This window comes from Actinacidiphila oryziradicis (genome assembly GCF_005047355.1).
Lineage (GTDB): Bacteria > Actinomycetota > Actinomycetes > Streptomycetales > Streptomycetaceae > Actinacidiphila > Actinacidiphila oryziradicis.
In genome coordinates, this window is record NZ_SUMC01000020.1 from 1 (window position 1) to 24,933 (window position 24,933).

Below are 24,933 nucleotides of genomic sequence, written 5' to 3' on the forward strand. Positions count from 1 at the left end.
CCTTCCTCAGCCTCGCCGTCGGACTCACCATCGCCTGCGTCGCCCTCTGGTTCGCCTACCAACCGAACGTGACCAGCCTCGCCCAGGAAAAACTCCAGCAGACCGCCGCCACCACCATCCCCACCCCGACGCCGACCGCGGTGCCGCCCCAGCCGCCCGCACCCACCACGGCGGCGGCGCCCACGACCGCGGCGCCCGCGGTCCAGACACAGGCCGCAATCAGCGGAGGCGGGGCATCGGCCACGCCCAAGGCCAAGAAGACGTCCGCACCCCCGGACACCGCGGCAACCGCTGTCGGGCTACTGGCCGCGAGCACCCCGGGGCGGCACATCTGCTACCGGGTCTTCATGACCGACATCGGCTGGCAGCACCCGGTGTGCGACGGCCGGACAGCGGGCAAGCCGGGCGAGGGCCGAGCCATCGAGTCCATCAACATCGCCGTGTCCGGCGTCAAGGGAACCGCCGGCAACGCGTTCGTCCAGGACGACGGCTGGAAAACGGCCTGGACGTCCGCGGTCGACGGCATCGACCTCAACATCGGGTCCACCAAGGATGCCCAGCGCATGCGGGGCTTTGTCATCAATGTCGGCGACGGCAGTGTCTGCCAGAACGCGAACGTCCATGGCGAGGGATGGCATGGCCTGTCCTGCGACACCCCCGGCAATTACATCTTTGGCGGGACCCTGGACAACGCGCTCTGGCTGGAAGCCGTCAGGTTCACCGTGTGACGTGCACTGTCTGACACGGCCGGGGCCGGCCCCGGCCCCCGTACTCACCAGCCGCCGTCCTCGTCCAGCACCAGGCGCCCCGCCTTGCGGTACTCGCGCTGGGCGCCCGCCAGCAGGTCGGCGGTGGTAACGGGGGAGCCGCGGCCGGCCGCCGCGTAGGCGGCGGTGACCACGGCGCTGCGGATCGAGCCGCCGGCCAGCTCGAAGTCCCGGGCGCACGAATGCGGGTCGATGTCGTCCGCGCACGGCACCGAAGCCAGGCTGTGCCGCCACAGCGCCAGGCGCTGGGCGGCGTCGGGGAACGGGAAGTCCACCACCAGGTCCAGGCGCCGGGTGAACGCGTCGTCGATGTTGGCCCGCAGATTCGTCGTGAGCAGGGCGATGCCGTCGAAGGACTCCAGCCGCTGCAGCAGGTAGGCGCTCTCCAGGTTGGCGTAGCGGTCGTGGGCGTCCTTCACCTCCGAGCGCTTGCCGAACACGGAGTCGGCCTCGTCGAAGAGCAGCACCGCGTCGGTGCGGTCGGCCTCGGTGAAGATCCGCTCCAGGTTCTTCTCGGTCTCGCCGACGTATTTGTCGACGATGGAGGAGAGCTGAACGACGTACAGGTCAAGGCCGAGTTCGGCGGCCACCACCTCGGCGGACAGCGTCTTGCCGGTGCCGGACTCGCCCGCGAACAGCGCGATCACGCCCCGGCCCCGGCCGCCGCCGGCGCTCAGCCGCCAGTCGCCCAGCACCTGGTCGCGGTGCCGGGCCCGCAGGGCCAGCTCCTGCAGCTGGGCCAGCGGGGATTCGGGCAGGACGAGGTCGTCCCAGCTCACGGCGGGCCGGATCCGCCGGGCGTGCTGCTCCAGGCCGGACGCCGACTGCTGCCGGGCGGCGAGCCGCAGATGCGCGGCGGACAGCGGGTTGCCGTCGAACGCGGCCAGGTCCAGCGCGACGTCGGCAACGCGGCGGATCCGGTCGCCGCCCAGCCGGTAGGGCGCCACGACCGGCGCCAGATCGAACCCGTGTTCCGTCGATTCCGTCGTCGCTCCCAGAGCGGCCGACCAGGCATCGAGGTCGCCCGAGCGCTGCCGGGGAGCGTCCAGCACGAGCGGGTCGCGGTCGCACCATTGCGGATCGTACGGACGTGATCCGGCCAGCAGTACCGGTACGTCTTCCACCGCCAGCGCCTGGACCAGCGGCCCCGGCTTCTCGGGCATCGGGGCTACGACGATCGCACAGCCGCGCAGCCGCGCCTCGCGGAGCAGTTCGGGGAGCAGGTGCGGTTCGTCGTCCCCGGCCGGTGGGGTGAAGTGCAGGGCCTCCAGGCCGCCGGCGCTCAGGGCTGCCATGGCGCAGGCGAGGCCGTCCCCGTCCCGGTGTTCACGCAGGTACACCGTGAGCGGGCCGCCCGCCAGCCGCTTGGCCAGCCTCTCCACCAGGGGGTCGGCCTGCGGCAGGACCGGGACGGCCGGAAGGGGCCGGGCGTGTCCGGCGAGAGCGGCGTCGGGGGTGTCGTCGCCGAGCAGATGGGCGGTGAGCCGGTCGGGGATCCGCAACGATCGACTCAAGAAGGGGCGTTCCGGCTCCTCGACGCGGGCCAGGCCCAGCGCGAGCAGCGGCGCGGAGGGGTGGAAGCGGGCGCGGGCCCGGGCGGAGTGCACGGGCAGGTCGCACAGTTCGAGGGCGAGTCCGATGGTCGCCCGGCGGCGGCTGACGTCGTCGTTGAGGTAGCCGTACAGCGGCTCGAAGGTGCGGTCGAGGTCAGGGGCGAGCGCGAGCAGCAGGATCGCGGCGTCCAGCGGGGTGATGCCGAGCCGGACCATGAGCCGGTGGAGCCGGTCGCCGTCCGGTGTGCCGTGGTGCGGTTCCCCGTCAGCGGATCCCAGCCCGGTGGCGTCGCCGTCGGCATAGGTGTCAGGGCCGTCCGCGGGCCACAGCAGGTGCTGTACGGCCTCGTCGGACAGGTACAGGCCGCGCAGCGGGTCGGCGGCGGTCGGATCGGTGGCGCTGCGCCGCTCGACCAGAAGCGCGACCCGGTCGCGCAGCCCGGCGAGCCGGGTGATCAGCGCACTGGCCGGGGCGACGGCAGGTCCGTCCGCGAGGGCATCGGTGTAGGGGTCGGCGGTCACTGCGGCGCCGCTCCGGGGCCCCGGCGGCGGGACGGAATCGCCGCCGGGGTGGCCGGCGCCTCGCCCGCGGCGCGGGCGAGATGCCGGGGGCGGTGGTGTCGTTCCTGCGACCCTTCGAGGGTGCCGTCCGTACCGCGTACCCGCACTCCGGCGCCCTCGGTGACAGGGGGCCCGGCGTCGTACTCGGGGAAGGAGGGGAAGGGCACGGTGATGATGACATCGAGGGACGGCTTGAGTTCGCCGCCGAGCGCGGACCAGATATCGGCGAGCGACCGGGCCTCGGTGTGCAGCCCGGCGACCGTGAGGGGCACGGTGAGGCCGAGCGCGGCCAGCGCCCCGGTCAGTTCCTCGGGCGGCAGGACCTCGCGGGGCAGCAGCGTGGCCAGTACGGCGGAGAGCATCCGGTGTTCGTCCTGCGGCCGTTTGGTCCAGGCGGTGATGAGGTAGGACAGCCGGAACCAGCGCGGCGGCTGACGCCGGCGCAGCACCACTCCGCGTTCGTCCTTGACCGAGATCGCCCCACGCTCCCGGCGCCTGACGTCCTCGCGGATGTCGTACAGATAGGCGTCGATCGTCGGCGCGTTGCGGCGGGCCGCCCATTCACGGGTCGGGGCGTCGAAGGCGATTTCGACCCCGGTCCCGGCCAGGGCGCCGCCGGACAGCAGTCCTTTGAGGACCTCGTCCACCTCGTGGATCACTGTCGCGCCCTTCGCTGTTCCTGGTGTTACCGGCGTTGCTGGTCCATGTCGCGGGGGCGCCTGCGCCGACGGCGTCGGCACGGCACACCCTGCCGTCATCCTGCCTCGGCCGGGCACCGGCCTCGCAGGCACGGAGGGGACGATTCAGGGGCAATCCCGGTTGCCCCCGGGGGCCACCACGATGGTCCGATTGATCAGATGTAACCTTCCCGGAGGGCATATGCCACGGCGTGCGTCCGGTTGCGAAGCTGCAAGCGGGTCGTGAGGCCGTGCATCACGTTTTTGACGGTGCGTTCGGAGTACGAGAGTTTGCTGGCAATCTCACCGGTATCCATCCCCTCGGCCACCAGTCGCAGCACATCGATCTCGCGCGGGGTCAGCCCGGAAGCGGGTGCGCCCGGCAGGTTGGCCGCGTTGCGCTGCAAGGTGCCGACCTGGGTGATCAGTCGTCCCAACAGGTCGGAGGGCAGATCGCCATCGCCCCGGGAGGCCGCGACAACGGCCTGGAGGAGCCGCTGCCCGGTGGCCTCGTGCCGCCAGACGATAGCTCCGACGCCGCTCTCGATCACCTGGAGCAGTTCCGCCTCGCGGATCAGGCTCGCCACGAGCACGGCCCGGGTGCCGTCGATCCGTACGAGCCGCCGCAGCCGCGACAGTGTGTCGTCGTCCAGCACCTCGGCGAGCAGGATCGCCACACTTCCCGGCCGCCCGCTCCCCTCGTCGACGAGCTCGATCGCGGGCTGCTGGCGCAGCTGGCTGATGGCTCCGGCCAGGGAGAGCGGGTCCGTCGCGTGCACCGTGACCGGGATCCTGGCGTTGGGCCCCGTCGTATCGAATGACGTGCGCAAAACCATTCCCCTACGTTCTCGCGTCCATAGAACACGCACCTGTCGAACAAGTGGACCCAACACTCCTGTGAATGCTGTGGCGTGCGCAATCGTGGTCCACCACGAGATCGAGCACGAGACGACCACGAGACCGAGAGCCGAACCGAGAGCGAACCCGAGAGCGAACCCCCCGACAGGACCGACCGTGATCACGACAACGACCCCGACGCCGGTCCCCGCCCGGCCACGTCCCCGGAGGAACCGATGACGGCACTCCGCGAACGCCAGGACGCGCTGGACCTGCTGTCCTCGGAAGCCGGGCTGGCCCGCACCGGGTCCGGACGGCTGGTGCTGCTCAGAGGGGCCACCGGGACCGGTCGCAGCGCACTGCTGGAGGCCGCCACCGCCCAGGGCGCGGAGCAGGGGATGCGAGTGCTGCGGGCCCGTTGCTCCGCCGCGGGATCCGGCACCGCTTTGGGCGCCGTACAGCAGCTGCTGGACCAGCAACCCGGTTTCGGTCCCGGCGATGAGACCCCGCACCACCCGGACTACCCCGCCCGGCTGTGGTCGCTGCTGCGCTCGTACGCCGCCGACTCCCCCCTGCTGGTGGCCGTGGACGACGTCCACCTCGCCGACCCGTCCTCGCGGCGCTGGCTCGCCGAGGCCGCCCGCCGCCTGGACCGCTTAGCGGTCCTGCTGGTCGTGACCGAGCGGGGCCAGTACGACATCACCCCGCCCGCGCCGGGGCTCGCCCACGCCCTCTCACCCAGCCTGGTCCGGGTGCACGCCCTGGCGCCGCTGAGCCACGCCGCCGCCGCGGACATGGTCCGGGACTGCTCCGGCGCCGGCGCCACGCAGGACTGGGTGGACGGCTGCGTACGGGCCGCCGCGGGCAATCCGCTGCTGCTGCGGGCCCTGCTGGACGACCTGCGGGCGGTGTTCCCGGACGGCGCCGCCAGGGCGGCCCTGCCGGACAGCTGCGCCGACCTGTATCCGGGCGCCTTCGCCGCCGCCGTCTCCTGGTGGCTGGACAGCGCCGGCCCCGGCACCGCCGTCGTGGCCCGTACCCTCGCCGAGCTGGAGGACAAAGCCCTGGATGACGGCGACGACGGCGACGACATCGGCGGCCTGCTCGCCGGGGTGACCGGCGCCGACCCCGCCCGGGTGCCGGGCTGGGTCACCGCGATGATCCGCCTCGGGCTGCTGCGCCGCGACCCCGCGCACGGGCAGCCCCGCTTCGCGCACGCCCTGCTGCGGGAAGCCGTGCTCGACAGCTGGCCCAGCGCCCAACGGCAGGCGGTGCACCGTGCGGCCGCCGAACTACGGCACCGGCGCGGCAACCGTGCCGAGGCGGTGGCCGGCCATCTGCTCCAGGCCCCCGCCGTGGGCGCGGAATGGGCCGCGGACGTCCTGGTGGACGCGGCCGGCGGCGCCTCCCGGGCCGACCGGACCGGCGACGCGGTGGACTACCTGCGCCGCGCGCTCGACGAGCCGATGGCACGCGACCGCCGGGCCAACGTCCTCACCGAGCTCGGCTCCCTGGAGTTCGGCACCGTACGGTCCGCCGGGATCCCCCGGCTGGCCGAGGCCCTGCGCCTCCAGGAGCTGCCCCGCGACCAGGTCAAGGCCGCGGTGGCACTGGGCACCGCCCTGGCCCTGCGGGGCCAGGCGCACGCCGCGTTCGCCGTGCTCCACGACCTCGACGGGCGCCTGCCGGACGATCCTGCCCTGGCCCGCAGTGTGCAGGCCGCGTCCGTGCTGCTCGCCGACCACGACCCGGAGCTCCGGCAGGAGGTCTACACCCGGCTGCGCCGGGCCGCCGAACAGTCCCCCTCCGTCGTAGGCCCGGCCGAGCAGGCCCTGTTGGTGAGATACGAAGCGACCGCCGGTCTGCTGTCCGCCGAGCAGGCGATGCGGCGGATCCGTGCACTGCTGGCGGCTCCGGAGGAGCCGCCGCTGCTCCCGTATCTGCTGATCACCGCCGCCGCCGTCGCCCAATGGGCCGATGAGCTGGACGACGCCGACCGGCTCGTCCAGCGTGGCCTGGCCGGGCACCGCCTCTCGCGGCAATACCTGATGTACCAGGCCCTGGTCAACACGCGGACGGACACCACCGCCGCGCGCGGCCGGCACGCACAGGTGCTGGCGGACCTCGGTGACTGCGGCCTCCCTGCGGACCGGGCCGCCGGCACAGGCCCGAGCAACCTCCAGGCCCATGCCGTACTCGCCCTCGTCGAGTCCGGCCGCCTGGCCGACGCCCACCGGCTCGCCGGGGGCGTCTCCCTCCGGGACGCGCACGACAGCTGGGAGTTGAACCGCTTCCTGTACGCCCGGGGGCTGCTGCGCGCCGCCTCGGACGACCCGGTGGGCGCCCTCGACGACTTCCTGGAATGCGGACGACGGCAGACGGCCCGCGATGTCGTGAGTCCCGTCGTCACCCCCTGGCGGTCCGCCGCCGCGGAGTGCCACCTGACGCTCGGCCGGCCGGCTGCCGCTCTCCCCCTCGCCCAGGAGGAGTACCGGCTCGCCGCCGTATGGAACACCCCCCGCGTGATGGGGCGGGCCCTTCGGACGCTGGGAGCCGCGACAGGAGGCCGGCGCGGGCTGGAACTGACCGGCCGGGCCGTCCAGACCCTTCGGGAGGCCGCGCTGGATGCCGAACTCGTCCCGGCACTGCTCTCCCACGGGCGGCAGCTGACCGCCGCCGGGCAGCCCGGACAGGCCCGCCCCCTGCTCCGTGAGGCCGCTGCCACCGCCGAGCGGCTGGGCGCGGTGCGCCTGCGCGCGACCGCCGAACAGGCCCTCCGGGACAGCGGTGCCCGCCACCGGAACGCCCGGCTGACCGGCTCCGGCGCCCTCACCGGCAGCGAATGCCGCGTGGCCGGGCTCGCCGCCGACGGCCGTACCAACGCCGAGATCGCCGATCTGCTGCACCTCGCCCGCCGCACCGTCGAAACCCACCTCACCAGCGCCTACCGCAAGCTCGGTATCCACCGCAGAACAGACCTCCCGGCGGCGCTGAACAGCGAGGGATAGCCGGACGAGTGCCGTGGCCGGGAACCTTCGCCGGGTTACCCGTCCATCGGCGGCGCGCGGTATACCCGCTGCCGGTTCTTTTATTCGGGGAAATTCATTCGCGCGCGAAAAAATATGCGAACCCCGCCATTTTTTGAATTCCCGGAGAAAGATTTGACTCCTGCAAGGACATTGGACTTGCGGTGCGATCTCCACGCAGGATCGTAGAAGGTACGGGGGTACCTGACGATCCCAGGAGGCTCGCGATGCGAAACCCGACCGTGGCAGACCAACTGATCGACATCCTGCGACGCGCCGGGGTGAAGCGGATCTACGGGCTGGTGGGTGACAGCCTGAACCCGGTCGTGGACGCGGTGCGGCGCACCGACGGTATCGAATGGGTACATGTGCGCAACGAGGAGGCCGCGGCCTTCGCCGCGGCGGCCGAGGCGCAACTGACCGGGCGGCTCGCGGTGTGCGCGGGCAGCTGCGGGCCGGGGAACACCCATCTGATCCAGGGTCTGTACGACGCTCACCGCTCGGGCGCCCCGGTGCTGGCGCTGGCCTCGCACATCACCTCGAAGCAGATAGGCACCGGATTCTTCCAGGAGACCCACCCGGAGCGTGTCTTCACCGATTGCAGCGACTACTGCGAGATGGTCGGCAATCCGGCGCAGATGCCACGGGTGCTGCGGATCGCCATGCAGAGGGCACTCGGTCACGGCGGGGTCTCCGTGCTTGTCATACCGGGAGACCTGGCGGACGCGCAGGCGCCCAATCCGACCGAGTCGGGCGATCTGGTGACCGCCCTCGGACGGGTCGTACCACCGGCAGAGCAGGTGGAGGCGCTGGCCAAGAGGCTGAACACGGCGGAGAAAGTGATGCTTTTCTGCGGCGCGGGCGTCCGGGACGCGCACGCGGAGGTGATGGAGCTGGCCGGCAAGGTGCATTCCCCGGTCGGGCACTCACTGTGCGGCAAGGAGTGGATCCAGTTCGACAACCCGTACGACGTGGGGATGAGCGGGTTGCTGGGCTACGGCGCGTGCTATGACGCGATGCACGAGGCCGACCTGGTGTTGCTGCTGGGTACGGACTTCCCGTACGACGACTTCCTGCCGCAGGCCCGCACCGTGCAGGTCGATCACGACGCCGGGCGGATCGGCGCCCGCACGGTAGTGGAACTCGGGGTGCACGGGGACGTCCGCGAGACGCTGCGCGCGGTGCTGCCGCTGGTGAAGGCCAAGCAGCAGCGCTCCTACCTGGACCGGAATCTGCGCAAGCACGCCAAGTCGCTGGAGACCGTGGTGTCCGCGTACACCCGGAACGTGGAACGGCAGGTGCCGATCCACCCCGAGTACCCCGCCTCGCTCCTGGACGACCTGGCCGACGACGACGCCGTGTTCACCGTCGACACCGGGATGTGCAATGTGTGGGCGGCCCGCTATCTGACGCCCAACGGGCGCCGCCGGGTGATCGGTTCGTTCCGGCACGGCACCATGGCGAACGCCCTGCCGCACGCGATCGGCGCCCAGTTCGCCTACCCCGGCCGCCAAGTGATCTCGATGTCGGGCGACGGTGGACTCGCCATGCTCATGGGTGAGTTGCTGACGGTGAAGCTGCACGACCTGCCGGTGAAGACGATCGTGTTCAACAACTCCTCGCTCGGCATGGTGAAGCTGGAGATGATGGTCGACGGCTTCCCGGACTACCAGACCGACCACCCGCCGGTGGACTTCGCGGCGATCGCCCGGGCGGCCGGGATCCACGCGATCCGGATCGAGAAGCCCGGCGACGTACGCAGCGGCCTCGAGGAGGCGCTGGCGTACAACGGGCCGTGCCTGGTGGACCTGGTGACCGACTCCAACGCGCTGTCGATCCCACCGCACATTTCCCCGGAACAGGTCAAGGGCTTCGCGTTCTCGGCAGGCAGGACCGTACTGGACGGCGGCGTCGGAAAGATGCTCGACCTGGCGCGGGCCAATCTGCGCAACATCCCGCGCCCGTAACGCCGGCCCCGCGCCGGTTCCCGCTCCCCCCGCAGCCGTCGGCGCCGACGGCTGCGGGCGTCACTTGCCGCCCAGCGCCTTGTTGAGCTCTTCCTTGCTCATGTTCGACCGGCCCTGGATATTGCGGCGCTTGGCCTCCTCGTAGAGCTGTTCCTTGGTGGGTCCCTGCGAGCCGGAGTGCGAGCGCAGCCCGCCGCGGCGGGAGGAGGACATGTCCTGCGTGGACGTCTTACTGGCGGTGCGCGACTCCCCTGAGCGGGCCCGCTCTTTGTTCACCGTCCGGGCCGCGATCTCCTTGGCACGCTCCTCGCCGGTCCCGCGCTTTTCGGCGCTCTCCTTGATGTGCTCGTACTGACGTTCACGCTTGGGGCTCGATCCTCGCGGCATGCCGTCTCCTTCAGATGGTGGGATGTCCGGTTTGCGGGTACCCGCAGAGTGCCGTCGCCACACAAGCGCGTTACCCGGTGCGAGACCCGGGTAGCCGCTGAGTGAAATCGAACGCACAGAATCGAAGGAGATGACTCGGATGCTGATCCTGGGATTGCTGCTGCTCGCCGCGACAGGCTCCTTCGTGGGGTTGCTGATCTCGGACAACCTGTCCGGCGGACCGGACTACACGCCGACAGTGCTCGGCAACACCGTCACCACGATGAACAGCCTCGCCATTTTCTGCGCCGGACTGGCGCTCGCCCTGCTCTTCTGCCTGGGCCTGGCGATGATGGCGGGGAGCGCCGCCTGGCACCGTCGCCGCCGTGCGCTCCGGGTGAACGACACACCGGTCGACGAGCCGGCGGCGGACACCGGACACCGGCGCCGCACGCGGCACATCCTCGGGCACTGACAGCACTCGTCCAAAAACCCCGTGTCGGCCCGGCAGCGCTGGGTACGCGATTGGCTTCCGCACCCACACGACACGAATCGGAGGGCTTTATGAGTGAGCACGATGATGTCGTCTTTCTGCTCCAGCGGCAGCACCAGCAGATCCGCGAGCTTCTGGACGAGGTACTGGTCACCGGCGGGGACGACCGCCGGAAAGTCTTCGAACAAGTCGTCCGGCTGCTGTCGGTGCACGAGGCCGCCGAGGAAGAGGTCATCCACCCGTATGCCCGACAGGCGGTCGAGGGCGGCGAGCAGGTGGTCGCCGACCGGCTGGAGGAGGAAAAGGCAGGCAAGGAAGCGCTGAAACGGCTGGAGAAGGCCGGCACCGAAAGCCGGGATTTCCTGCGCGAATTCGCGGCCCTGCGCGCGGACGTACTCGCCCACGCCGAGGCCGAGGAGAAGTACGAGTTCGCGCGCTTCCGGGAGAACTCCGATCCGGACAAGCTGCGGACGCTGGCCGAGGCGGTACGGGCCGCGGAGACCTTCGCCCCCACCCGTCCGCACCCGGGCATCGAATCGGCGAGGGAGAACGCCGTTGCCGGACCGGCCGCGGCCATCGTCGACCGGACGCGGGACGCCGTCCGGACAGTGCTGGGAAAGAACTGAAAGAGGCACCAATGCAACGAGGCAGCGACCGTCTCAGCCCCCACCGGGACGACGAGATGAAGCACGAGCTGGAGGGCCTGCTGCGGTCCGGCCACCCGACCCGCACCGAGGAATGGCGCGACCCGGAGCCGGCCGCCGACGACGAGCCGACGGCCGCCGCGGGACGGGTCTCCTCCGGCCCGCTCGACGGCCCTGCGCTGCGCCTTGAGCTCGCCCGCCGGCTGAACCGTTCGGACTTCCCCCTGAACCGGCACTCGCTGGTGCGGGCCCTGACGGCGCAGCACGCGCCGGAGCCGGTGATCGATCTCGTACAGGAGCTGCCGAAGGACGGCACCCGGTATGCCAGTGTGCAGCAGATCCTGCAGGCGCTGGGCCTGGAGCCCCAGCGGTAGGCCCACGATGCGACAGCGATCCGCCGCCCTCCGCCGCCCTCCTTCGGGGCCGGCGGAGGGCGGCGCGGCGCCGGAAAGCGGGGGCGCCCCGCCGACGACGCCCGTGCCGGACTCCGTCCGCCCCATGCTCGCCACGCTGAGCGACCGGCGTTCCTTCGACGACGGCTGGATTTTCGAACGTAAACTCGACGGGATCCGAGCAGTGGCCTTCCGCGACGGCGACGAAGTGCGGCTGACGTCCCGCACCGGCCAGCGGCTGGAACGCACCTACCCCGAGATCGTCGCGGCCCTCCGCGCCCAGCCGATGGACCGCTTCGTGGTCGACGGCGAGATCGTCGCCATGGACCGCGGCCGCACCAGCTTCGCCCTCCTCCAGCGCCGCATGGGGCTCACCAGGGAGACCGACGTCCGTGCCACCCGGATCAAGGTCACCTACTACCTGTTCGACCTGCTGCACCTCGACGGCCATGACACCACCGTCCTCCCGCTGCGCGACCGCAAGCAGCTGCTGCGCCGCGCCCTGGAGTTCACCGGACCGCTGCGCTACACCCCGCACCGCAACCAGGACGGCCAGGAGCTGCTCGACGAGGCCTGCCGGCACGGCTGGGAAGGCCTGATCGCCAAACGCGCGGACAGCCGCTACGTCCAGCGCCGCTCCACCCAGTGGGTCAAGCTCAAGTGCGAGGCCACCCAGGAAATGGTCATCGGCGGCTTCACCGAACCCTCCGGCAGCCGGGTCGGCTTCGGCGCCCTGCTGGTCGGCACTTATGACCACGGGCGGCTGCGGTACGCGGGCAAGGTCGGCACCGGCTTCGACACCGCCACCCTGCGCCGGCTACGGCAACGGCTGGACGCCCTGGAGCAGCCGGACCCGCCCTTCGACGAGCCGGTCCGCGAGCGCGCCGCGCACTGGGTCCGCCCGGAACTCGTCGCCCAGGTCGGCTTCAGCGAGTGGACCCGCGACGGCAAGCTGCGCCATCCGCGCTTTCTCGGCCTGCGCGACGACAAACGGCCCACCGAGGTCGTACGAGAACGCCCCGCCCCCGCGAAGGAGTCTCCGTGACCACCACCACGACCGTCCGGGCCGGGCGGCGCACCCTGCGGCTCGACCGGCCCGACAAGATGCTCTTCCCCGACGCGGGATACACCAAGGCCGACCTGGTGGAGTACTACCGCGACATCGCCCCGCACATGCTGCCGGAACTGCGCGGGCGTCCGCTGATGCTGGAGCGGCACCCCGACGGCATCGGCGGCCCGCGCTTCATGCAGAAGGAGGCGCCCGACTACTTCCCCGACTGGATCCACCGCGCCACGGTCGGCAAGGAGGGCGGCACCGTCACCCATGTGGTCTGTGACGACGCCGCGACCCTGTGCTACCTGGCGGGCCAGGCCTGCGTAACCCTGCACCGCTGGCTGTCCAGGGCCGACCGCCCCGACTGCCCCGACCGGCTCGTGTTCGACCTGGATCCGCCCGGGCAGGACTTCACGCCGGTCCGGGCCGCCGCTGCCGCGCTCGGTGAGCTGCTGGACGAACTCCGGCTCCCCGCGGCCCTGATGACCACCGGCTCCAAGGGCCTGCACGTCATCGTCCCCCTGGACGGCAAAAGCGGCTTCGACGAGGTCCGCGACTTCGCCCGGGAGGTGGCCGACGCCCTCGTCGCCCGGCACCCCGGCCGGCTCACCACGGCCGCCCGCAAGCAGGCCCGCGGCGACCGCCTGTACCTCGACATCCAGCGCAATGGCTACGCCCAGACCGCCGTCGCCCCCTACTCCGTAAGGGCCCTGCCCGGCGCACCCGTCGCGACCCCCATCGCCTGGGCAGAGCTGGACGACCCCGGGCTCACCGCCCGCAGCTGGACCCTGGCCACCGCCGCCGCCCACGCCGGCACCGCCCCCTGGAACGGCATCCCCCGCCGCGGCCGAGCCCTGCCCCAGGCCCGCACCCGCCTCCGCAGGGCCTCCGCAGGCTCCCGTGTTTGCTTAGAGGCCGCCCGCTAAAACCACGAACGGCGCAGCCATTCGCGGTTATGAGCAGCGGGAGGCTCTCAGGGCCACGGCGGCGGCGGTGCGCTGCGCGGCGGCGCCCAGCGTGTCGTGGTGCTGGGAGGCCCACAGCCGGACGCTGCGTGAGTGCGCGCGGATGAGCGCCAGCCGGTCGCCCCGGGCGGTGAATCCGCGTACCACCGCCCGGCCGATGCCGGCGGACGCACCCGTGATGACGACGGTGCGGGCGTGCTCCGCGGACTGTGCGTGGTCCATGCTTCTCATCCCCCTCAAGGCAAGGTACCCCGCGGTGTTTCAGGCGGCTTTCAGCTCTTCGGTCGCCCCACGGGCCAGGCTCACCCGGACGAGGGCGGCGGCGAGGCGAGGCAGGTCGTCCGGGGCCACGAGCGCCGCCAGGCTTTCGGGGGTGTGCGGGAGGCCGAGTTCCTGCGCCGCGCGCCGGGCGCGTTCGTCGAAGGCGGGCCGCAGCTCCTCCCATATGCCCTGGGCCTCACGGCAGAAGATCTCCGCGCCCACCGGCCCGATCCTGGGGAATTCCCGCAGCAGGCGGCGCACCTCGTCGGGGTCGCCGTCCGCTTCCTTCCGCAGATTGCGCAGGTCTCCGTGGTACCTGCTCAGCACGAGCTCGGCCCCTTCGCCGAGCGCCGTCGCGGTGCTCTCGTCGTAGCGCCGGTAGTGGGCCCGGCCCAGCGCGTCCACCCTGCTCTGCCAGCCGGCACCGGCCATGGCCCGGGGGGTGCGCATTCCGGCCGCGAAGAGTTCCCTCGCGGCGGCCGTCGCGATGTCGGCCCTAATACGGATCGAGAGCAGTACGCACATCACGAGCAGCTGGTACAGCGGGGCCGGAGCGTTCCGCAGCCGGATGCCGGCCTCCTCGGCGTACGTCTTCCCGTACCGGTTCAGCAGCCGGGCCGCCAGCTGCCTGTGCTTGGCGTCCGTGTCCATGCCGAGCGCCTGCCCGCTTCCCTCCCGTTTAAGACGAACGGCGGGCGTGACGATGAGCAGCCGCTTGCCGTCCCGGTAGGGGTAGTGCGGGGCGGCCGCTCGACTCAATCCAATGGGATTCGGGGATTCCTGGGATTCGCCATGGCCCGCGCCCGCCCGGTTCCGCGCGATTATTCCCGGCTTCTGCGCGATCATGGCAGGAATGCGCAGCCCGCCCCCGGGCAGACACAGCCTCAGCGCGCGACGGGGCAGGCGCCCGGCGTGCCGAAGAGGAGGAGGCCCCGATGGCAAGTACCACAAGGTCAAGCGGCTCCGCTGGCCATGAACCCGGCACGGTGACCACCTCCGTCCCAGCCCGTCTGGACCGTCTGCCGTGGTCACGCTGGCACTGGACAATCGTGATCGGTCTGGGCACCGTATGGATTCTCGACGGCCTGGAAGTAACGGTGGTCGGCAATATCGCGGGTCGGCTGGCGGAGCCCGGCAGCGGGCTGTCGATCACCTCCGCCGAGGTCACCGGTATCGCCGCCGCCGTGTATGTGGCGGGGGCGTGCGCGGGGGCATTGTTCTTCGGCTGGCTCACCGACCGGTACGGCCGCAAGAAGCTCTTTATCATCACTTTGGCGTTCTATCTCACCGCGACGGGGCTCACCGCTCTGTCGTTCCAGTCCTGGTGGTTCTTCACCTTCCGCTTCCTTACCGGCTTCGGTATCGGCGGCGAGTATGCGGCGATCAACTCGGCCATCGACGAGTTGATCCCGTCGCGTTACCGGGGACGGGTGGACCTGGCCATCAACGGCACTTTCTGGCTGGGCGCCATCGGCGGGGCACTGCTGTCGGTGGTGATGCTCAACACCTCGTACTTCCCGGCGAATGTGGGATGGCGGCTGACCTTCGCGCTCGGTGTCGTCCTGGGCCTCGTCATTCTTCTCGTCCGGCGCAATGTGCCGGAGTCACCGCGCTGGATGCTCATCCACGGTCACCCCAAGGAAGCCGAGGATCTGGTGGAGGCGGTGGAGGCGAAGATCCGCAAGGAGACCGGGCGCGAGCTGCCGCCGCCCAAAGGTGAAATAACCATCCGCCAGCGGGCCACCATCGGCTTCGGTCTCATCGCGCGCACCGTGTTCCGCGAGTATCCGCGAAGGGCCTGGCTTGGATTGTCGCTCTTCATCGGCCAGGCATTTCTCTACAATGCCATCACCTTCGGTTTCGCCTCGATCCTGACGACGTTCTACCACGTCCCCAGTGACCGCACCGGCTATTACTTCGCCGTAATAGCAGTCGGAAACCTTCTCGGGCCCGTCCTGCTCGGGCCGCTGTTCGACACGGTCGGCCGCCGTCCGATGATCGCCGGCACCTACATCGGCAGCGGGCTGCTGCTGTTCGGTACCGCCTGGCTGTTCCACAGCGGCCAACTGACCGCCAACACCCTCACGGCCTGCTGGTGTGTGGTGCTGCTCTTCGCCTCGACGGGGGCGAGCAGCGCCTATCTCACCGTCTCGGAGATCTTCCCGATGGAGACCCGGGCCATGGCGATCGCCTTCTTCTACGCGCTGGGTACGGCGGCGGGCGGAATCACCGGCCCGCTGGTCTTCGCCAAGCTCACCCAGTCCGGCGACAACGGCGACACGGTGCTCGCCTTCTCCATCGGCGCGGCGCTGATGACCGTGGCCGGTGTGGTCGCCGCCTTCCTGGCCGTACCGGCCGAGCGGCGCTCGCTGGAGGACATCGCGACTCCGCTGTCGGCCACCCCGGCCCCCGTCGCCGACACGTCTGCCGGGTAGAAGCCTGAGAACCTGAGAATGAGCCCGGACATTCATCCGGGCTCATTCTCAGGTTCTCAGGCTCCGATCACCATCGGTACCATCGGCCTCTGCCTCCGCCTGCTCCCGTACTCCGGAGGGCGAACCCCAGAAGCCATATGACCAGAACGGCCAAGGCAATCCATCAGAGTACGTGCACGGCGAATCCCGCACCGCCCAGGATCAGGGCAAGCAGAAGTACCAGAATCACTATCCCCATTTCCGGTATCCTTCCCGGGGAGGCGCATGCCCGGAAACCGGCATCCCATGCGCCTATTCAGGAGCCGATTGCCGGAGCCGGGCGTACCCGGCCGGCGGACGTCCGGGCCGCTGTCACCGGGCGTCGTGCTCTCCGCTCCGCAGCTGCGGGAGGATCCGCTCGCCGTAGGCGTCGAAGAATTCCCGCTGCTCGGGGCCTATCTGGGAGATGTAGACCTCGTCGAAGTCCGCCTCGGTGAAGGCCCGGACGGTGTTCAGGTGCTCGTCGACGTCATTGCCGCAGGTCACGTTATGGTCGATCATCTGGGGCGTGACAAGCTGTGATGCCTGCTCGAAGTGTTTGGGGGTGGGCAGCACCTGGAGGAGTTCGCCGGGCAGCTGCTCGGTGGGCCACAGGCGGTGGACGGTGCCGACCGCCTCTTCGCGGTCGTGCGCCCAGCAGACCTTGATACCGCCGATGACGGGTTTGTCAGCGCCGCCGGACTTGCGGAACTCCTCGATGAGTGTCCGGTTCGGGCCGATCGTGATGAAGCCGTCGCCGATCCGCCCGGCCAGGGACGCGGCCTTGCGACCCAAGCCGGAGATGTGGATGGGCACCGGCTCCTGCGGAACGGTGTAGAGGCGGGCGTTCTCCACGGTGTAGTACTTGCCGTGGTGGGAGATCTGCTTGCCGGTGAACAGGCGCCGGATGATGTCGATGGCCTCTTCCAGCATCTCCATCCGTACGGGGGCCGGTGGCCAACGGTCGCCGAGGATGTGCTCATTGAGCGCCTCCCCCGTGCCGACTCCGAACCGGAACTTGCCACCGGTGATGACACCCGAGGTGGCGGCGGCCTGGGCGACGACGGCCGGGTGGGTGCGCACGGTGGGGCAGGTGACGAACGAGGTGATGGGCAGGGACGTGACCTGCGAGATCGCCCCGATCGTGGACCATACGAAGGCGCTCTGGCCCTGCTCGTCGTTCCATGGGTGGTAGTGGTCGGAGATCGCCAGCGCGTCGAAGCCGGCCTCTTCGGCCATCTGCGCCTGCTTGATCAGCTCGCCGGGGGGAAATTCCTCGCTGGACAGGAAGTATCCGTAGGAGGTCATGCCGTGCCTCGCATCCTGAGCGCCGCGCGGAGCGTCGAATGGCGCGACCGGCCACGCTGCTCGTCGTCTGGCAGGTCCGGGTCGCCGCGCCGTCAGGGGCGGAGACGTCCCGGATCGGCGCGTCACCGCTGAGGCCGGGACAGAAACCCCTGCGCCGGTAAAATAGCGATTACGCGTCCGGCTGCGACGTCGAGGGCCTGAGCTGGGCGGCGCATGACAAGCCGTCCGACCAGCTTGCCGACTGGTCCACGCTCCCCTCCTCCGTACTGGGCCGTCGTTTGCAAGGGAAGTGGCACACTTCACGCCCGTAACGACAGGCGTGGCACCACTGATGCCGTAGAGTCATGAGTGACGGCCCCCATCACCCCGGGCTGTCGTTTCCAAGACGCCGCAGCGGACACCCCCATTCCCGCGGTGAAACGAAGAGGCCCCCGCGCAGTCGTACAACGACGCAGGGGGCCACTTCGTGTCCGGGGTCACTCGCGTCAGCGATCGGGCACGCGCAGCTCGAACCAGGTGCTTTTGCCTCGCGGCAGCAGGTCCACGCCCCAGCGGTCCGCGAGCCTGTCGACGAGGTAGAGTCCGCGGCCGCTGATGTCGAGGCTGCAGACCGGGAGGAGACAGGGCAGGGCGCGGGAGGGATCACGGACCTCGACACGGATCCAGCCACGGCGGCGGAGCACGCAGAGGCCGAAGGTGCGGGCGCCGGTGTGGCGTACGGCGTTGCCGACGAGTTCGGAGACGAGAAGCTCGGCCTTGTCCTCGAACTGGGAGAGGGCCCAGCCGCGCAGCACCTCGATCACGAGCCGACGGGCGGTGGCGGCGGACTCGGGGCGGGAGCTGAGACGGACCTCACCGGCGGAAGGGTCACCGACCAGGTCGAGGGCAGTGGCGGTCTGGTGTTCGATCGAGCCCGGCGGCCGCCCCCCCGCAGTGGTGTCCATCCGCTGCGGCTGCTCAGATGCTCCCCGGCCCGCCATGCCAACATGATGGCCGCGCAGAAGGTACTTCGGGGCGGATCGACGGAATTCCCCTAACGGAATCAATCATTCCGGTCCGCCCGGACAGCATATGCCACCAACAAGCGAGCATCGGCGACACCTTGGATGACCTGGGGTGATTGCCCACAAACAGGTCATGCACACGCCACCCGGAAGAGGCCGCCTTAATGCTCACTTAAGTTTTGTTTAAGGCGGCCCTACGGGTGTATCCGGGTCAACCAAACGCACCACGGCTACCGGAATTTGGCCTTCCCCGGGCCGTCCTCGACGAAGCTCCGCATACCCGTCTCGCGATCGTGGGTGGCAAACAGTCCGGCGAACAGGGTGCGTTCAATGGTGAGGCCGGTTTCCAGGTCCGTCTCCAGACCGCTGTCCACTGCCTCCTTGGCCGCGCGCAGTGCGAGCGCCGGCCCACGGGCGAGCCGCTCGGCCCAGGCCCGCGCCTCGGCGTACACCTGGTCGGCAGGGACGACCTTGTCGACCAGGCCGAGGGCGAGCGCCTCGTCCGCGCGCACCTGGCGGCCGGTGAAAATCAGCTCCTTGGCTTTCGACGGGCCGACAAGCCGGGCGAGTCGCTGGGTGCCGCCCGCACCCGGGATCAACCCGAGCAGGATCTCCGGCTGGCCCAGCTTCGCGTTCTCGGCGGCGATCCGGATGTCGGCGCAGAGGGCGAGCTCGCAGCCGCCGCCGAGCGCGTAACCAGTGACGGCGGCGACGACGGGCTTGGGGATCCGGGCCACGGCGGTGAAGGACTCCTGGAGGGCCCGGGACCGTACCGCCATGGCCTCGTAGTCCATGAGCTGCATTTCCTTGATGTCCGCGCCGGCCGCGAAGACCTTCTCGCCGCCCCAAACAATGACGGCGCGTACATCCTCCCGGCGGGCCGCCTCCTCCGCGATCGCGCGCAGGGCGTCCTGGGTGGCGGTGTCCAGTGCGTTCATCGGCGGGCGGTCCAGGCGGATGGTGCCGACGCCCTCGTCGACCTCAAGTTTCACAGTCATGTGACGGAGCGTAGTCCGACCGCGCGCCTCCCCCGCAACAAGCCGGCCCGGTGCCCTTGGTCACAGGGCCGGCCTGTTGCGGGGACGTCGTACGAAGCAAAGGGTCAGGAATCGGGGGTCAGGAGGCCTTGGTCCACTGGCTCCAGGACAGGTTCCAGCCGTTGAGGCCGTTGTACCACTGGACGGTGTGGTCCTTGGAATTCTTCACCTGGACCACATCGCCGATGATCGAGTTGTTGTACACCCAGGCCGCCGGAGTGGACGTGGAGCCGCCGCCCTTCACATCCCGCAGACCGACGCAGCCGTGGCTGACGTTGGCGCTGCCGAACGTGGAGGCACTGGCCCAGTAGTTGCCGTGCAGGAAGGTGCCGGAAGTCGTGAGGCGCATCGCGTGCGGCACGTCCGGGATGTCGTACTCACCGCCATAGCCCACGGTGGCGCCGTCCATACGGGTGACCAAGTGCTTCTCAGAGATGACCATCTTGCCGTTCCAGGTGGTTTTGCCCGGTGCGCCGGCGGTTATCGGGAGTGTCTTGATCAGCTTGCCGCTGCGGTAGACCTTCATGGTGTGCTTGGCCGCGTCCACAATGCTGACCTGGCTGCGTCCGATGGTGAAGTGCACATCCTTGTGCTGGGTTCCGTAGATCCCGGGCGCGCCCTTGACGCCCTTGAGGTGCAGGCTCAGCGTGACCTTGGTACCGGCGGCCCAGTACTTCTCGGGGCGGAAGTCGATGCGCTGGTTGCCGTACCAGCGGCCGGCGACGGGGACGGACGGGCTGGCCGTGACCTGGATGGCCTGCTCGACCGCCTTCTTGTCGGCCTCGGCTATCGCGTGCGTGAAGTTGAGGGACACCTCCATGCCGGTGCCGACGGTCGAGCCGTCCTCCGGGGTGAAGGTGCCGACGAACTCGCCCTTCGGGACGACCGTGGTGAAGGTCGCGTGTTTGGCCGACTCCCGGCCGTCGGTGTCCTTGGCGACGGCGTCCACCGTGTACTTGGTGGAGGTACCCAGCGTCTCGCTCGGCGCCCAGCTGCCGCCGCCGGTGGCTATCGCGCCCTTGACCGCGTTGCCCTTGCTATCCTTCACGACGACCGAGGTCAGCTTGCCCTCGGCCGCGGTGACCTTCAGGGCACCGCTGGTGTCGACGGCGGCCGCGCCGTTCTTCGGCGCGATGGTGACGACGGCCTTCGATGCCGCCGTCTTCGTCGAGCCCGCCTTGCCGGTGGTCGCTCCTGCCTTGCCCGAATCGTTTCCGCTGCCGCCGCCACCGCCGCAAGCGGTGATGAACAGCAGCATGGCCCCCAACGCCAGCGCCAGAACGCTCTGCCTGACACCGGACGTCGCCTGAATCGGCTTCAACTCGCTTCTCCCCATACCCCGCTGAACCGACGTGTGTGTGGTCCCCCGAATAGAGCAGGGACAGATAACCACACGATCCTGTTAAGCAGGGTCTTTGGGTTTGGGCTTGTTACTGTTTCGTCTCAGTCAGCCCGCAAGCCATTGCCGCCAGGTGAGATTCCAGCCGCCCAGGCCGTTGTCGGGAGCCACCGTACGGTCATGGGGGTTCACCACATTGACCACATCACCGACGAGCGAGTGGTCGAACATCCAGCCCGCCGGAGTGTTCGACCCGCCGCCCTTCACGTCGTACAGACCGACACAGCCATGGCTGGTGTTGACGGCTCCGAAGGTCCCGGGTGGCGCCCAGTAACTGCCGTGGATGAAGGTCCCGGAGCGGGTGAGGCGCATCGCGTGCGGCACGTCAGGGATGTCGTACTCGCCGCCGAAGCCGACCGTCTGGCCGTTCATCCTGGTCAGCGGCAGCTTCTCGGTGATCACCATTCGGCCGTTGTACGTGGGGTTGGACGGGCTGCCCGCGGTGACCGGCAGCACCTTGAACACCTGGCCGTCGCGGCGCACCGTCATGGTGTGCGTGTCCGTTTCGACGGTGGAGCGCTGGTCGCGGCCGATCGTGAACCGCACCTCCTTGGCCTGCGTTCCGTACACCCCGGGCGCGCCCTCGACATCGCGCAGCCGCAGGTCCAGCGTCACCTTGGTGCCGGGTGTCCAGTACGACTCGGGGCGGAAGTCGAGCCGCTGGGCGCCGAACCAGTGCGAGGCCACCTCGACCGCGGGCTCGGAGCGCACCACGATCGCGCGCCGGACGGCGCCGCGGTTGGCGACCGGGTGGCTGAACACCAGCGAGACGATCATGCCGGTGCCGACGGTGGAGCCGTCCTCGGGTGTGAAGAAGCCGATGAAGGTGTTCTTCGGCACCAGGGTGGTGAATACGGCGTGCTTGGCGGCGGCCCGGCCGTCGCCATCGACGGCGTAGGCGTCGACCGTGTACCTCGTGGACAGCGTCAGCGCGGCGGTGGGACGCCAGGAACGGCCGCCCGCGTCGGTCTTGCCGCCGACCACCGTGCCGTCGGCGTTCTCGACCTTCACCGAGGTCAGCCTGCCGTCCGTCACCTCCACCATGAACGGGTCCGCCAGGCGCACGTCGTGCGCACCGTCCTCCGGGGTGATGCGGATCTGCGCCTGGGACACCTTGGGAGCGGCGTCGTCCTTCCCGTGCGTATCCCCGGCTCCGCCGAAGCCGCACCCCGCCGCGAGCAGCGCCACACCGACCAGTCCCGCCCCGGCGCACAGCGCGCGCCTCACCACTTTCGTCACGCTGGGTCAACGACACTGACCCTGCCGGGGAAACGCGGAGAAGACCAACCGCGCCGCTTCCGCTCGAACGTGTGACTAGACCCTTTCAGAAGGGAATGAACATGGGAGACAGGGCCGCCCGCCCCGCCGGGACACGGGGCGGGCAACGTCCTGCCACAACGCCGTGAGCCGCGGGAGGCAAGCACGTGTCAGGGACGCGCGAGCACAGGGCCGCCGAGTCCGTTCCGTCGGCGAACGGCCACGGGGTCACGGCCGCCATCGTCGTACCGGAAGCCGTACCGGCGTCCGTAACCGAAGCCGTACCGGAAACGGAGGCACTGCCGGCGCCGGCCCCCGCGACCTTCCCGGCGCAGCCGGGGCCACCGGCGCAGCCACGCCCGGAGCCACGCCCGGAGCCGCTGGCCGCAGTCCGCCCCGTCTGGCCCGGCAGTCCACAGCCGCTCGGCGCCCGCTTCCACACCGGCCCCGACGGCCGGCCCGGCACCAACTTCGCCCTCTGGGCGGGCGGCGCCGAATCCGTCGACCTGTGCCTCTTCGAGGACGACGGCACCGAGACCCGGCTCCCCCTCACCGAGCTCACCCACGAGATCTGGCACGGCTTCGTCCCCGGTGTCCTCCCCGGCCACCGCTACGGCTACCGCGTCGGCGGCCGCTGGGATCCCTGGACCGGCGCCCGCTGGAACCCCGCCAAGCTCCTCCTCGACCCCTACGCCCGCGCGGTCGACGGGGACTTCGTACTGCCTCCCGAGGTCTACGGCCATGTCCGCGACTGGCCCGAGCGCCATGTCGCCGACACCGTGCGCGACAACCGCGACTCCGCCCCGTACGTCGCCAAAGGCGTCGTCGTGGACGATGACGACGACTGGCAGGACGACCGCCGCCCCAAGACCCCCTGGGCCGACTCCGTCATCTACGAACTCCATGTGCGCGGTTTCACCATGCGCCACCCCGGCATCCCGGGCGAGTTGCGCGGCACATATGCGGGGCTCGCGCACCCCGCCGCCATCGAGCACCTGGTGCGGCTCGGCGTGACCGCCGTCGAGCTGCTGCCGGTGCACCAGTTCGCCCACGAGGACCATTTGCTCCGGCGGGGCCTGCACAACTACTGGGGCTACAACTCCATCGGCTACTTCGCGCCGCACGCCGCATACAGCGCCTACGGGACACGCGGGCAGCAGGTCGGCGAATTCAAGCGCATGGTGCGCGCCCTGCACGCCGCCGGCATCGAGGTCATCCTCGACGTCGTCTACAACCACACCGCCGAAGGCAACGAGGGCGGCCCCACCCTCTCCCTGCGCGGCATCGACAACCGCGGCTACTACCGCCTCCAGCCCGACGCGCGCCGCTACGCCGACTACACGGGCTGCGGCAACACCCTCCACGTCGTCCAGCCCAACGTCCTGCGCCTGATCACCGACTCCCTGCGCTACTGGGTCACGGAAATGGGCGTGGACGGCTTCCGCTTCGACCTGGCGGCGGCGCTGGCGCGGAGCATGCACGACGTCGACATGCTCTCCCCCTTCCTCGCCGTCATCGCCCAGGATCCCGTCCTGCGCCGCGTCAAGCTCATCGCCGAGCCCTGGGACGTCGGCTCCGGCGGCTACCAGGTCGGCGCCTTCCCACCGCTGTGGACCGAATGGAACGACCGCTACCGCGACACCATCCGCGACTTCTGGCGCGACACCCCCGGCAGTCCCCGCGACATCCGCGACCTCGGCTACCGCCTCTCCGGCTCCTCCGACCTCTACGCCTGGGGCGGCCGCCGCCCCTACGCCTCCGTCAACTTCATCACCGCGCATGACGGCTTCACCCTCCGCGACCTCGTCTCCTACGAGCAGAAGCACAACGAGGCCAACGGCGAGGAAAACCGCGACGGCACGAATGACAACCGGTCCTGGAACTGCGGCACGGAGGGCGAGACGGATGACCCGCGGGTCAACCAGCTGCGCCGCCGCCAGCTCCGTAATCTCCTCTCCACCCTGCTCCTCTCCACCGGCGTCCCCATGCTCGTCGCCGGCGACGAAATGGGCCGCACCCAGCACGGCAACAACAACGCCTACTGCCAGGACAACGAAACCAGCTGGCTGGACTGGTCCCTGCTGGACGACCCCGCCTGGAACTCCCTCACCGACCTCACCTCACGCCTGATGACCCTCCGCCGCACCCACCCCGTCCTGCGCCGCCGGGCCTTCTTCTCCGGCCCCCACGACCTCGCCTGGTTCACCCCCACCGGCCACCGCATGACCGACGCCGACTGGTACTCCCCCACCCCCACCATGGCTCTCTACCTCTCCGGCACCGACATCCCCCAACGCGACCCCCTCGGCGCCCCTGTCACCGATGACTCCTTCCTCGCCGTCCTCCACGCCGCCCCCGGCCCGATCCCCTTCACCCTCCCGGGGCCGCCCTGGGCCGACACTTACGAACTCCTCCTCGACACCTCCCTCGACGACCAGTCCGCTCCGCCGGGCACGCGGCACAGCGCGGGCTCGGCAATCACCGTCGCGGGGCGGTCGGTGCTGCTGCTGCGGGCACTGCGGGCATGACCGGTTCGCGCGTCGGCCGGTGCCGATTCAAGGATTGCGAGGCCGGACCGGAACGGGTGCCTGACCGGTGAGCGACTCCCATTCGTCTCGGCTGGGGCCGTCGAGCGTGGGATCGCCCGAGGCGTGGCGCGGTCGAGATCCTCGCCCGGGCGGCGGGCGTCCCGCTCGAAAACCGTCACCGGGTGGCCCCGGCGTCCCAGGAACAAGGCGGCAGCCAAACCGCTGATTCCACCGCCAAATACCGCAACCCGCGCCAAGGTGGTCCTCTCCACGCCGTGTTGCGAATCAACCGTATCCCGCGTCCGTCCCACCGCGTCCGTCCCACCGTGCCCGGCCGACCTGACGCGGCGAAGTCCGGACAGCGGACGGCGGAAAAACCCCGTG

Annotated in this window: 20 protein-coding genes and 3 pseudogenes; 10 read left to right on the top strand and 13 right to left on the bottom strand. The window is 70.3% G+C overall.

Annotation, left to right across the window (positions count from 1 at the left end; genetic code table 11):
* A pseudogene (locus tag FCI23_RS20955) lies at positions 1-728 on the top strand (hydrolase); the annotation flags it as partial.
* 44 nt (positions 729-772) lie between these two features.
* On the opposite strand, the gene FCI23_RS20960 reads toward FCI23_RS20955, so the two are convergent.
* The 3 genes from FCI23_RS20960 to FCI23_RS20970 all read right to left on the bottom strand — a co-directional run bounded on the left by FCI23_RS20960 (position 773) and on the right by FCI23_RS20970 (position 4,394).
* Positions 773-2,842, bottom strand: coding sequence for an ATP-binding protein (locus tag FCI23_RS20960; RefSeq protein WP_136725477.1), 2,070 nt, complete (start codon positions 2,840-2,842; stop codon positions 773-775).
* A complete protein-coding gene (locus FCI23_RS20965; RefSeq protein ID WP_136725478.1) occupies positions 2,839-3,540 on the bottom strand; it encodes a DUF4255 domain-containing protein in 702 nt (233 codons plus the stop codon). Before FCI23_RS20965 ends, FCI23_RS20960 begins: the two co-directional genes overlap by 4 nt.
* 194 nt (positions 3,541-3,734) lie before the next feature.
* Entirely contained in the window at positions 3,735-4,394 is a 660-nt protein-coding gene (locus tag FCI23_RS20970; RefSeq protein ID WP_136725479.1) for a helix-turn-helix transcriptional regulator, read from the bottom strand.
* A 237-nt stretch (positions 4,395-4,631) separates the two neighbouring features.
* Here FCI23_RS20970 and FCI23_RS20975 point away from each other — a divergent pair, with 237 nt between their 5' ends.
* Both FCI23_RS20975 and FCI23_RS20980 read left to right on the top strand, forming a co-directional pair.
* Positions 4,632-7,403, top strand: coding sequence for an AAA family ATPase (locus tag FCI23_RS20975; protein ID WP_136725480.1), 2,772 nt, complete (start codon positions 4,632-4,634; stop codon positions 7,401-7,403).
* 245 nt (positions 7,404-7,648) lie between these two features.
* Positions 7,649-9,388, top strand: a complete 1,740-nt coding sequence (locus FCI23_RS20980) for a pyruvate dehydrogenase (protein ID WP_136725481.1) — start codon at positions 7,649-7,651, stop codon at positions 9,386-9,388.
* Positions 9,389-9,448: 60 nt separating this feature from the next.
* On the opposite strand, the gene FCI23_RS20985 is transcribed toward FCI23_RS20980, so the two are convergent.
* Entirely contained in the window at positions 9,449-9,775 is a 327-nt protein-coding gene (locus FCI23_RS20985) for a plasmid stabilization protein (protein WP_136725482.1), read from the bottom strand.
* Between the two features lie 139 nt (positions 9,776-9,914).
* Between FCI23_RS20985 and FCI23_RS59875 the strand changes: the two genes are divergently transcribed.
* The 5 genes from FCI23_RS59875 to ligD (FCI23_RS21010) all read left to right on the top strand — a co-directional run bounded on the left by FCI23_RS59875 (position 9,915) and on the right by ligD (FCI23_RS21010) (position 13,263).
* Positions 9,915-10,229 (top strand): hypothetical protein, encoded by a 315-nt coding sequence (locus FCI23_RS59875; protein ID WP_246143876.1) that lies wholly within the window; start codon positions 9,915-9,917, stop codon positions 10,227-10,229.
* 89 nt (positions 10,230-10,318) lie between these two features.
* Positions 10,319-10,873, top strand: a complete 555-nt coding sequence (locus FCI23_RS20995) for a hemerythrin domain-containing protein (RefSeq protein ID WP_136725483.1) — start codon at positions 10,319-10,321, stop codon at positions 10,871-10,873.
* Positions 10,874-10,884: 11 nt separating this feature from the next.
* Entirely contained in the window at positions 10,885-11,265 is a 381-nt protein-coding gene (locus FCI23_RS21000; protein ID WP_136725484.1) for a DUF2795 domain-containing protein, read from the top strand.
* Between the two features lie 124 nt (positions 11,266-11,389).
* The gene (ligD, locus tag FCI23_RS21005; protein WP_246143877.1) at positions 11,390-12,328 is read left to right on the top strand and encodes a non-homologous end-joining DNA ligase; all 939 of its coding nucleotides are present in this window, start codon (positions 11,390-11,392) and stop codon (positions 12,326-12,328) included.
* On the top strand, positions 12,325-13,263 hold the full coding sequence (ligD, locus tag FCI23_RS21010; RefSeq protein WP_136725486.1) for a non-homologous end-joining DNA ligase: 939 nt from the start codon (positions 12,325-12,327) through the stop codon (positions 13,261-13,263). The genes ligD (FCI23_RS21005) and ligD (FCI23_RS21010) overlap by 4 nt, the downstream gene beginning before the upstream one ends.
* A gap of 27 nt (positions 13,264-13,290) precedes the next feature.
* Here the strand turns inward: ligD (FCI23_RS21010) and FCI23_RS21015 are convergent, their stop codons facing one another.
* Together FCI23_RS21015 and FCI23_RS21020 are read right to left on the bottom strand one after the other, a co-directional pair.
* Complete coding sequence (locus FCI23_RS21015; RefSeq protein WP_136725487.1) at positions 13,291-13,524, bottom strand: SDR family NAD(P)-dependent oxidoreductase; 234 nt, start codon at positions 13,522-13,524, stop codon at positions 13,291-13,293.
* Positions 13,525-13,563: 39 nt separating this feature from the next.
* Positions 13,564-14,214 (bottom strand): endonuclease, encoded by a 651-nt coding sequence (locus FCI23_RS21020; protein WP_136725591.1) that lies wholly within the window; start codon positions 14,212-14,214, stop codon positions 13,564-13,566.
* Between the two features lie 284 nt (positions 14,215-14,498).
* Between FCI23_RS21020 and FCI23_RS21025 the strand changes: the two genes are divergently transcribed.
* Positions 14,499-15,998: an MFS transporter gene (locus tag FCI23_RS21025; RefSeq protein WP_136725488.1), complete on the top strand. Its 1,500-nt coding sequence runs from the start codon at positions 14,499-14,501 to the stop codon at positions 15,996-15,998.
* A 67-nt stretch (positions 15,999-16,065) separates the two neighbouring features.
* Here the strand turns inward: FCI23_RS21025 and FCI23_RS59880 are convergent.
* The 6 genes and pseudogenes from FCI23_RS59880 to FCI23_RS21055 all read right to left on the bottom strand — a co-directional run bounded on the left by FCI23_RS59880 (position 16,066) and on the right by FCI23_RS21055 (position 22,003).
* Positions 16,066-16,236, bottom strand: a pseudogene (locus tag FCI23_RS59880) (hydrophobic protein).
* Positions 16,237-16,349: 113 nt separating this feature from the next.
* Entirely contained in the window at positions 16,350-17,324 is a 975-nt protein-coding gene (locus FCI23_RS21035; protein WP_136725489.1) for a TIGR03557 family F420-dependent LLM class oxidoreductase, read from the bottom strand.
* Positions 17,325-17,809: 485 nt separating this feature from the next.
* The gene (locus tag FCI23_RS21040; RefSeq protein WP_246143878.1) at positions 17,810-18,268 is read right to left on the bottom strand and encodes an ATP-binding protein; all 459 of its coding nucleotides are present in this window, start codon (positions 18,266-18,268) and stop codon (positions 17,810-17,812) included.
* 290 nt (positions 18,269-18,558) lie between these two features.
* Complete coding sequence (locus FCI23_RS21045) at positions 18,559-19,326, bottom strand: enoyl-CoA hydratase/isomerase family protein (protein ID WP_136725491.1); 768 nt, start codon at positions 19,324-19,326, stop codon at positions 18,559-18,561.
* Between the two features lie 118 nt (positions 19,327-19,444).
* Positions 19,445-20,623 (bottom strand): L,D-transpeptidase, encoded by a 1,179-nt coding sequence (locus FCI23_RS21050; RefSeq protein ID WP_136725592.1) that lies wholly within the window; start codon positions 20,621-20,623, stop codon positions 19,445-19,447.
* 189 nt (positions 20,624-20,812) lie between these two features.
* Positions 20,813-22,003 carry a L,D-transpeptidase gene (locus tag FCI23_RS21055; RefSeq protein WP_407646004.1) on the bottom strand — a complete coding sequence of 397 codons (1,191 nt, stop codon included), beginning with the start codon at positions 22,001-22,003 and terminating at the stop codon, positions 20,813-20,815.
* A gap of 398 nt (positions 22,004-22,401) precedes the next feature.
* Here FCI23_RS21055 and glgX point away from each other — a divergent pair, with 398 nt between their 5' ends.
* Positions 22,402-24,549 (top strand): glycogen debranching protein GlgX, encoded by a 2,148-nt coding sequence (glgX, locus tag FCI23_RS21060; RefSeq protein WP_246143889.1) that lies wholly within the window; start codon positions 22,402-22,404, stop codon positions 24,547-24,549.
* Positions 24,550-24,743: 194 nt separating this feature from the next.
* On the opposite strand, the pseudogene FCI23_RS63815 reads toward glgX, so the two are convergent.
* Positions 24,744-24,860 (bottom strand): annotated as a pseudogene (locus FCI23_RS63815) (hypothetical protein); the annotation flags it as partial.
* Positions 24,861-24,933 lie beyond the last annotated feature (73 nt).

Excerpts from the sequence above, each read along its gene's own strand:
- FCI23_RS21025 (WP_136725488.1), top strand. The coding sequence starts at position 14,499 with ATGGCAAGTACCACAAGGTCAAGCGGCTCCGCTGGCCATGAACCCGGC.
- FCI23_RS21020 (WP_136725591.1), bottom strand. The coding sequence starts at position 14,214 with ATGGACACGGACGCCAAGCACAGGCAGCTGGCGGCCCGGCTGCTGAAC.
- FCI23_RS20985 (WP_136725482.1), bottom strand. The coding sequence starts at position 9,775 with ATGCCGCGAGGATCGAGCCCCAAGCGTGAACGTCAGTACGAGCACATC.
- ligD (WP_246143877.1), top strand. The coding sequence starts at position 11,390 with ATGCTCGCCACGCTGAGCGACCGGCGTTCCTTCGACGACGGCTGGATT.
- FCI23_RS20970 (WP_136725479.1), bottom strand. The coding sequence starts at position 4,394 with ATGGTTTTGCGCACGTCATTCGATACGACGGGGCCCAACGCCAGGATC.
- FCI23_RS21015 (WP_136725487.1), bottom strand. The coding sequence starts at position 13,524 with ATGGACCACGCACAGTCCGCGGAGCACGCCCGCACCGTCGTCATCACG.
- FCI23_RS20995 (WP_136725483.1), top strand. The coding sequence starts at position 10,319 with ATGAGTGAGCACGATGATGTCGTCTTTCTGCTCCAGCGGCAGCACCAG.
- FCI23_RS21040 (WP_246143878.1), bottom strand. The coding sequence starts at position 18,268 with ATGGACACCACTGCGGGGGGGCGGCCGCCGGGCTCGATCGAACACCAG.
- FCI23_RS20975 (WP_136725480.1), top strand. The coding sequence starts at position 4,632 with ATGACGGCACTCCGCGAACGCCAGGACGCGCTGGACCTGCTGTCCTCG.
- FCI23_RS21050 (WP_136725592.1), bottom strand. The coding sequence starts at position 20,623 with ATGCTGCTGTTCATCACCGCTTGCGGCGGTGGCGGCGGCAGCGGAAAC.
- FCI23_RS59875 (WP_246143876.1), top strand. The coding sequence starts at position 9,915 with ATGCTGATCCTGGGATTGCTGCTGCTCGCCGCGACAGGCTCCTTCGTG.
- FCI23_RS21000 (WP_136725484.1), top strand. The coding sequence starts at position 10,885 with ATGCAACGAGGCAGCGACCGTCTCAGCCCCCACCGGGACGACGAGATG.
- FCI23_RS20980 (WP_136725481.1), top strand. The coding sequence starts at position 7,649 with ATGCGAAACCCGACCGTGGCAGACCAACTGATCGACATCCTGCGACGC.
- FCI23_RS21035 (WP_136725489.1), bottom strand. The coding sequence starts at position 17,324 with ATGACCTCCTACGGATACTTCCTGTCCAGCGAGGAATTTCCCCCCGGC.
- FCI23_RS21045 (WP_136725491.1), bottom strand. The coding sequence starts at position 19,326 with ATGACTGTGAAACTTGAGGTCGACGAGGGCGTCGGCACCATCCGCCTG.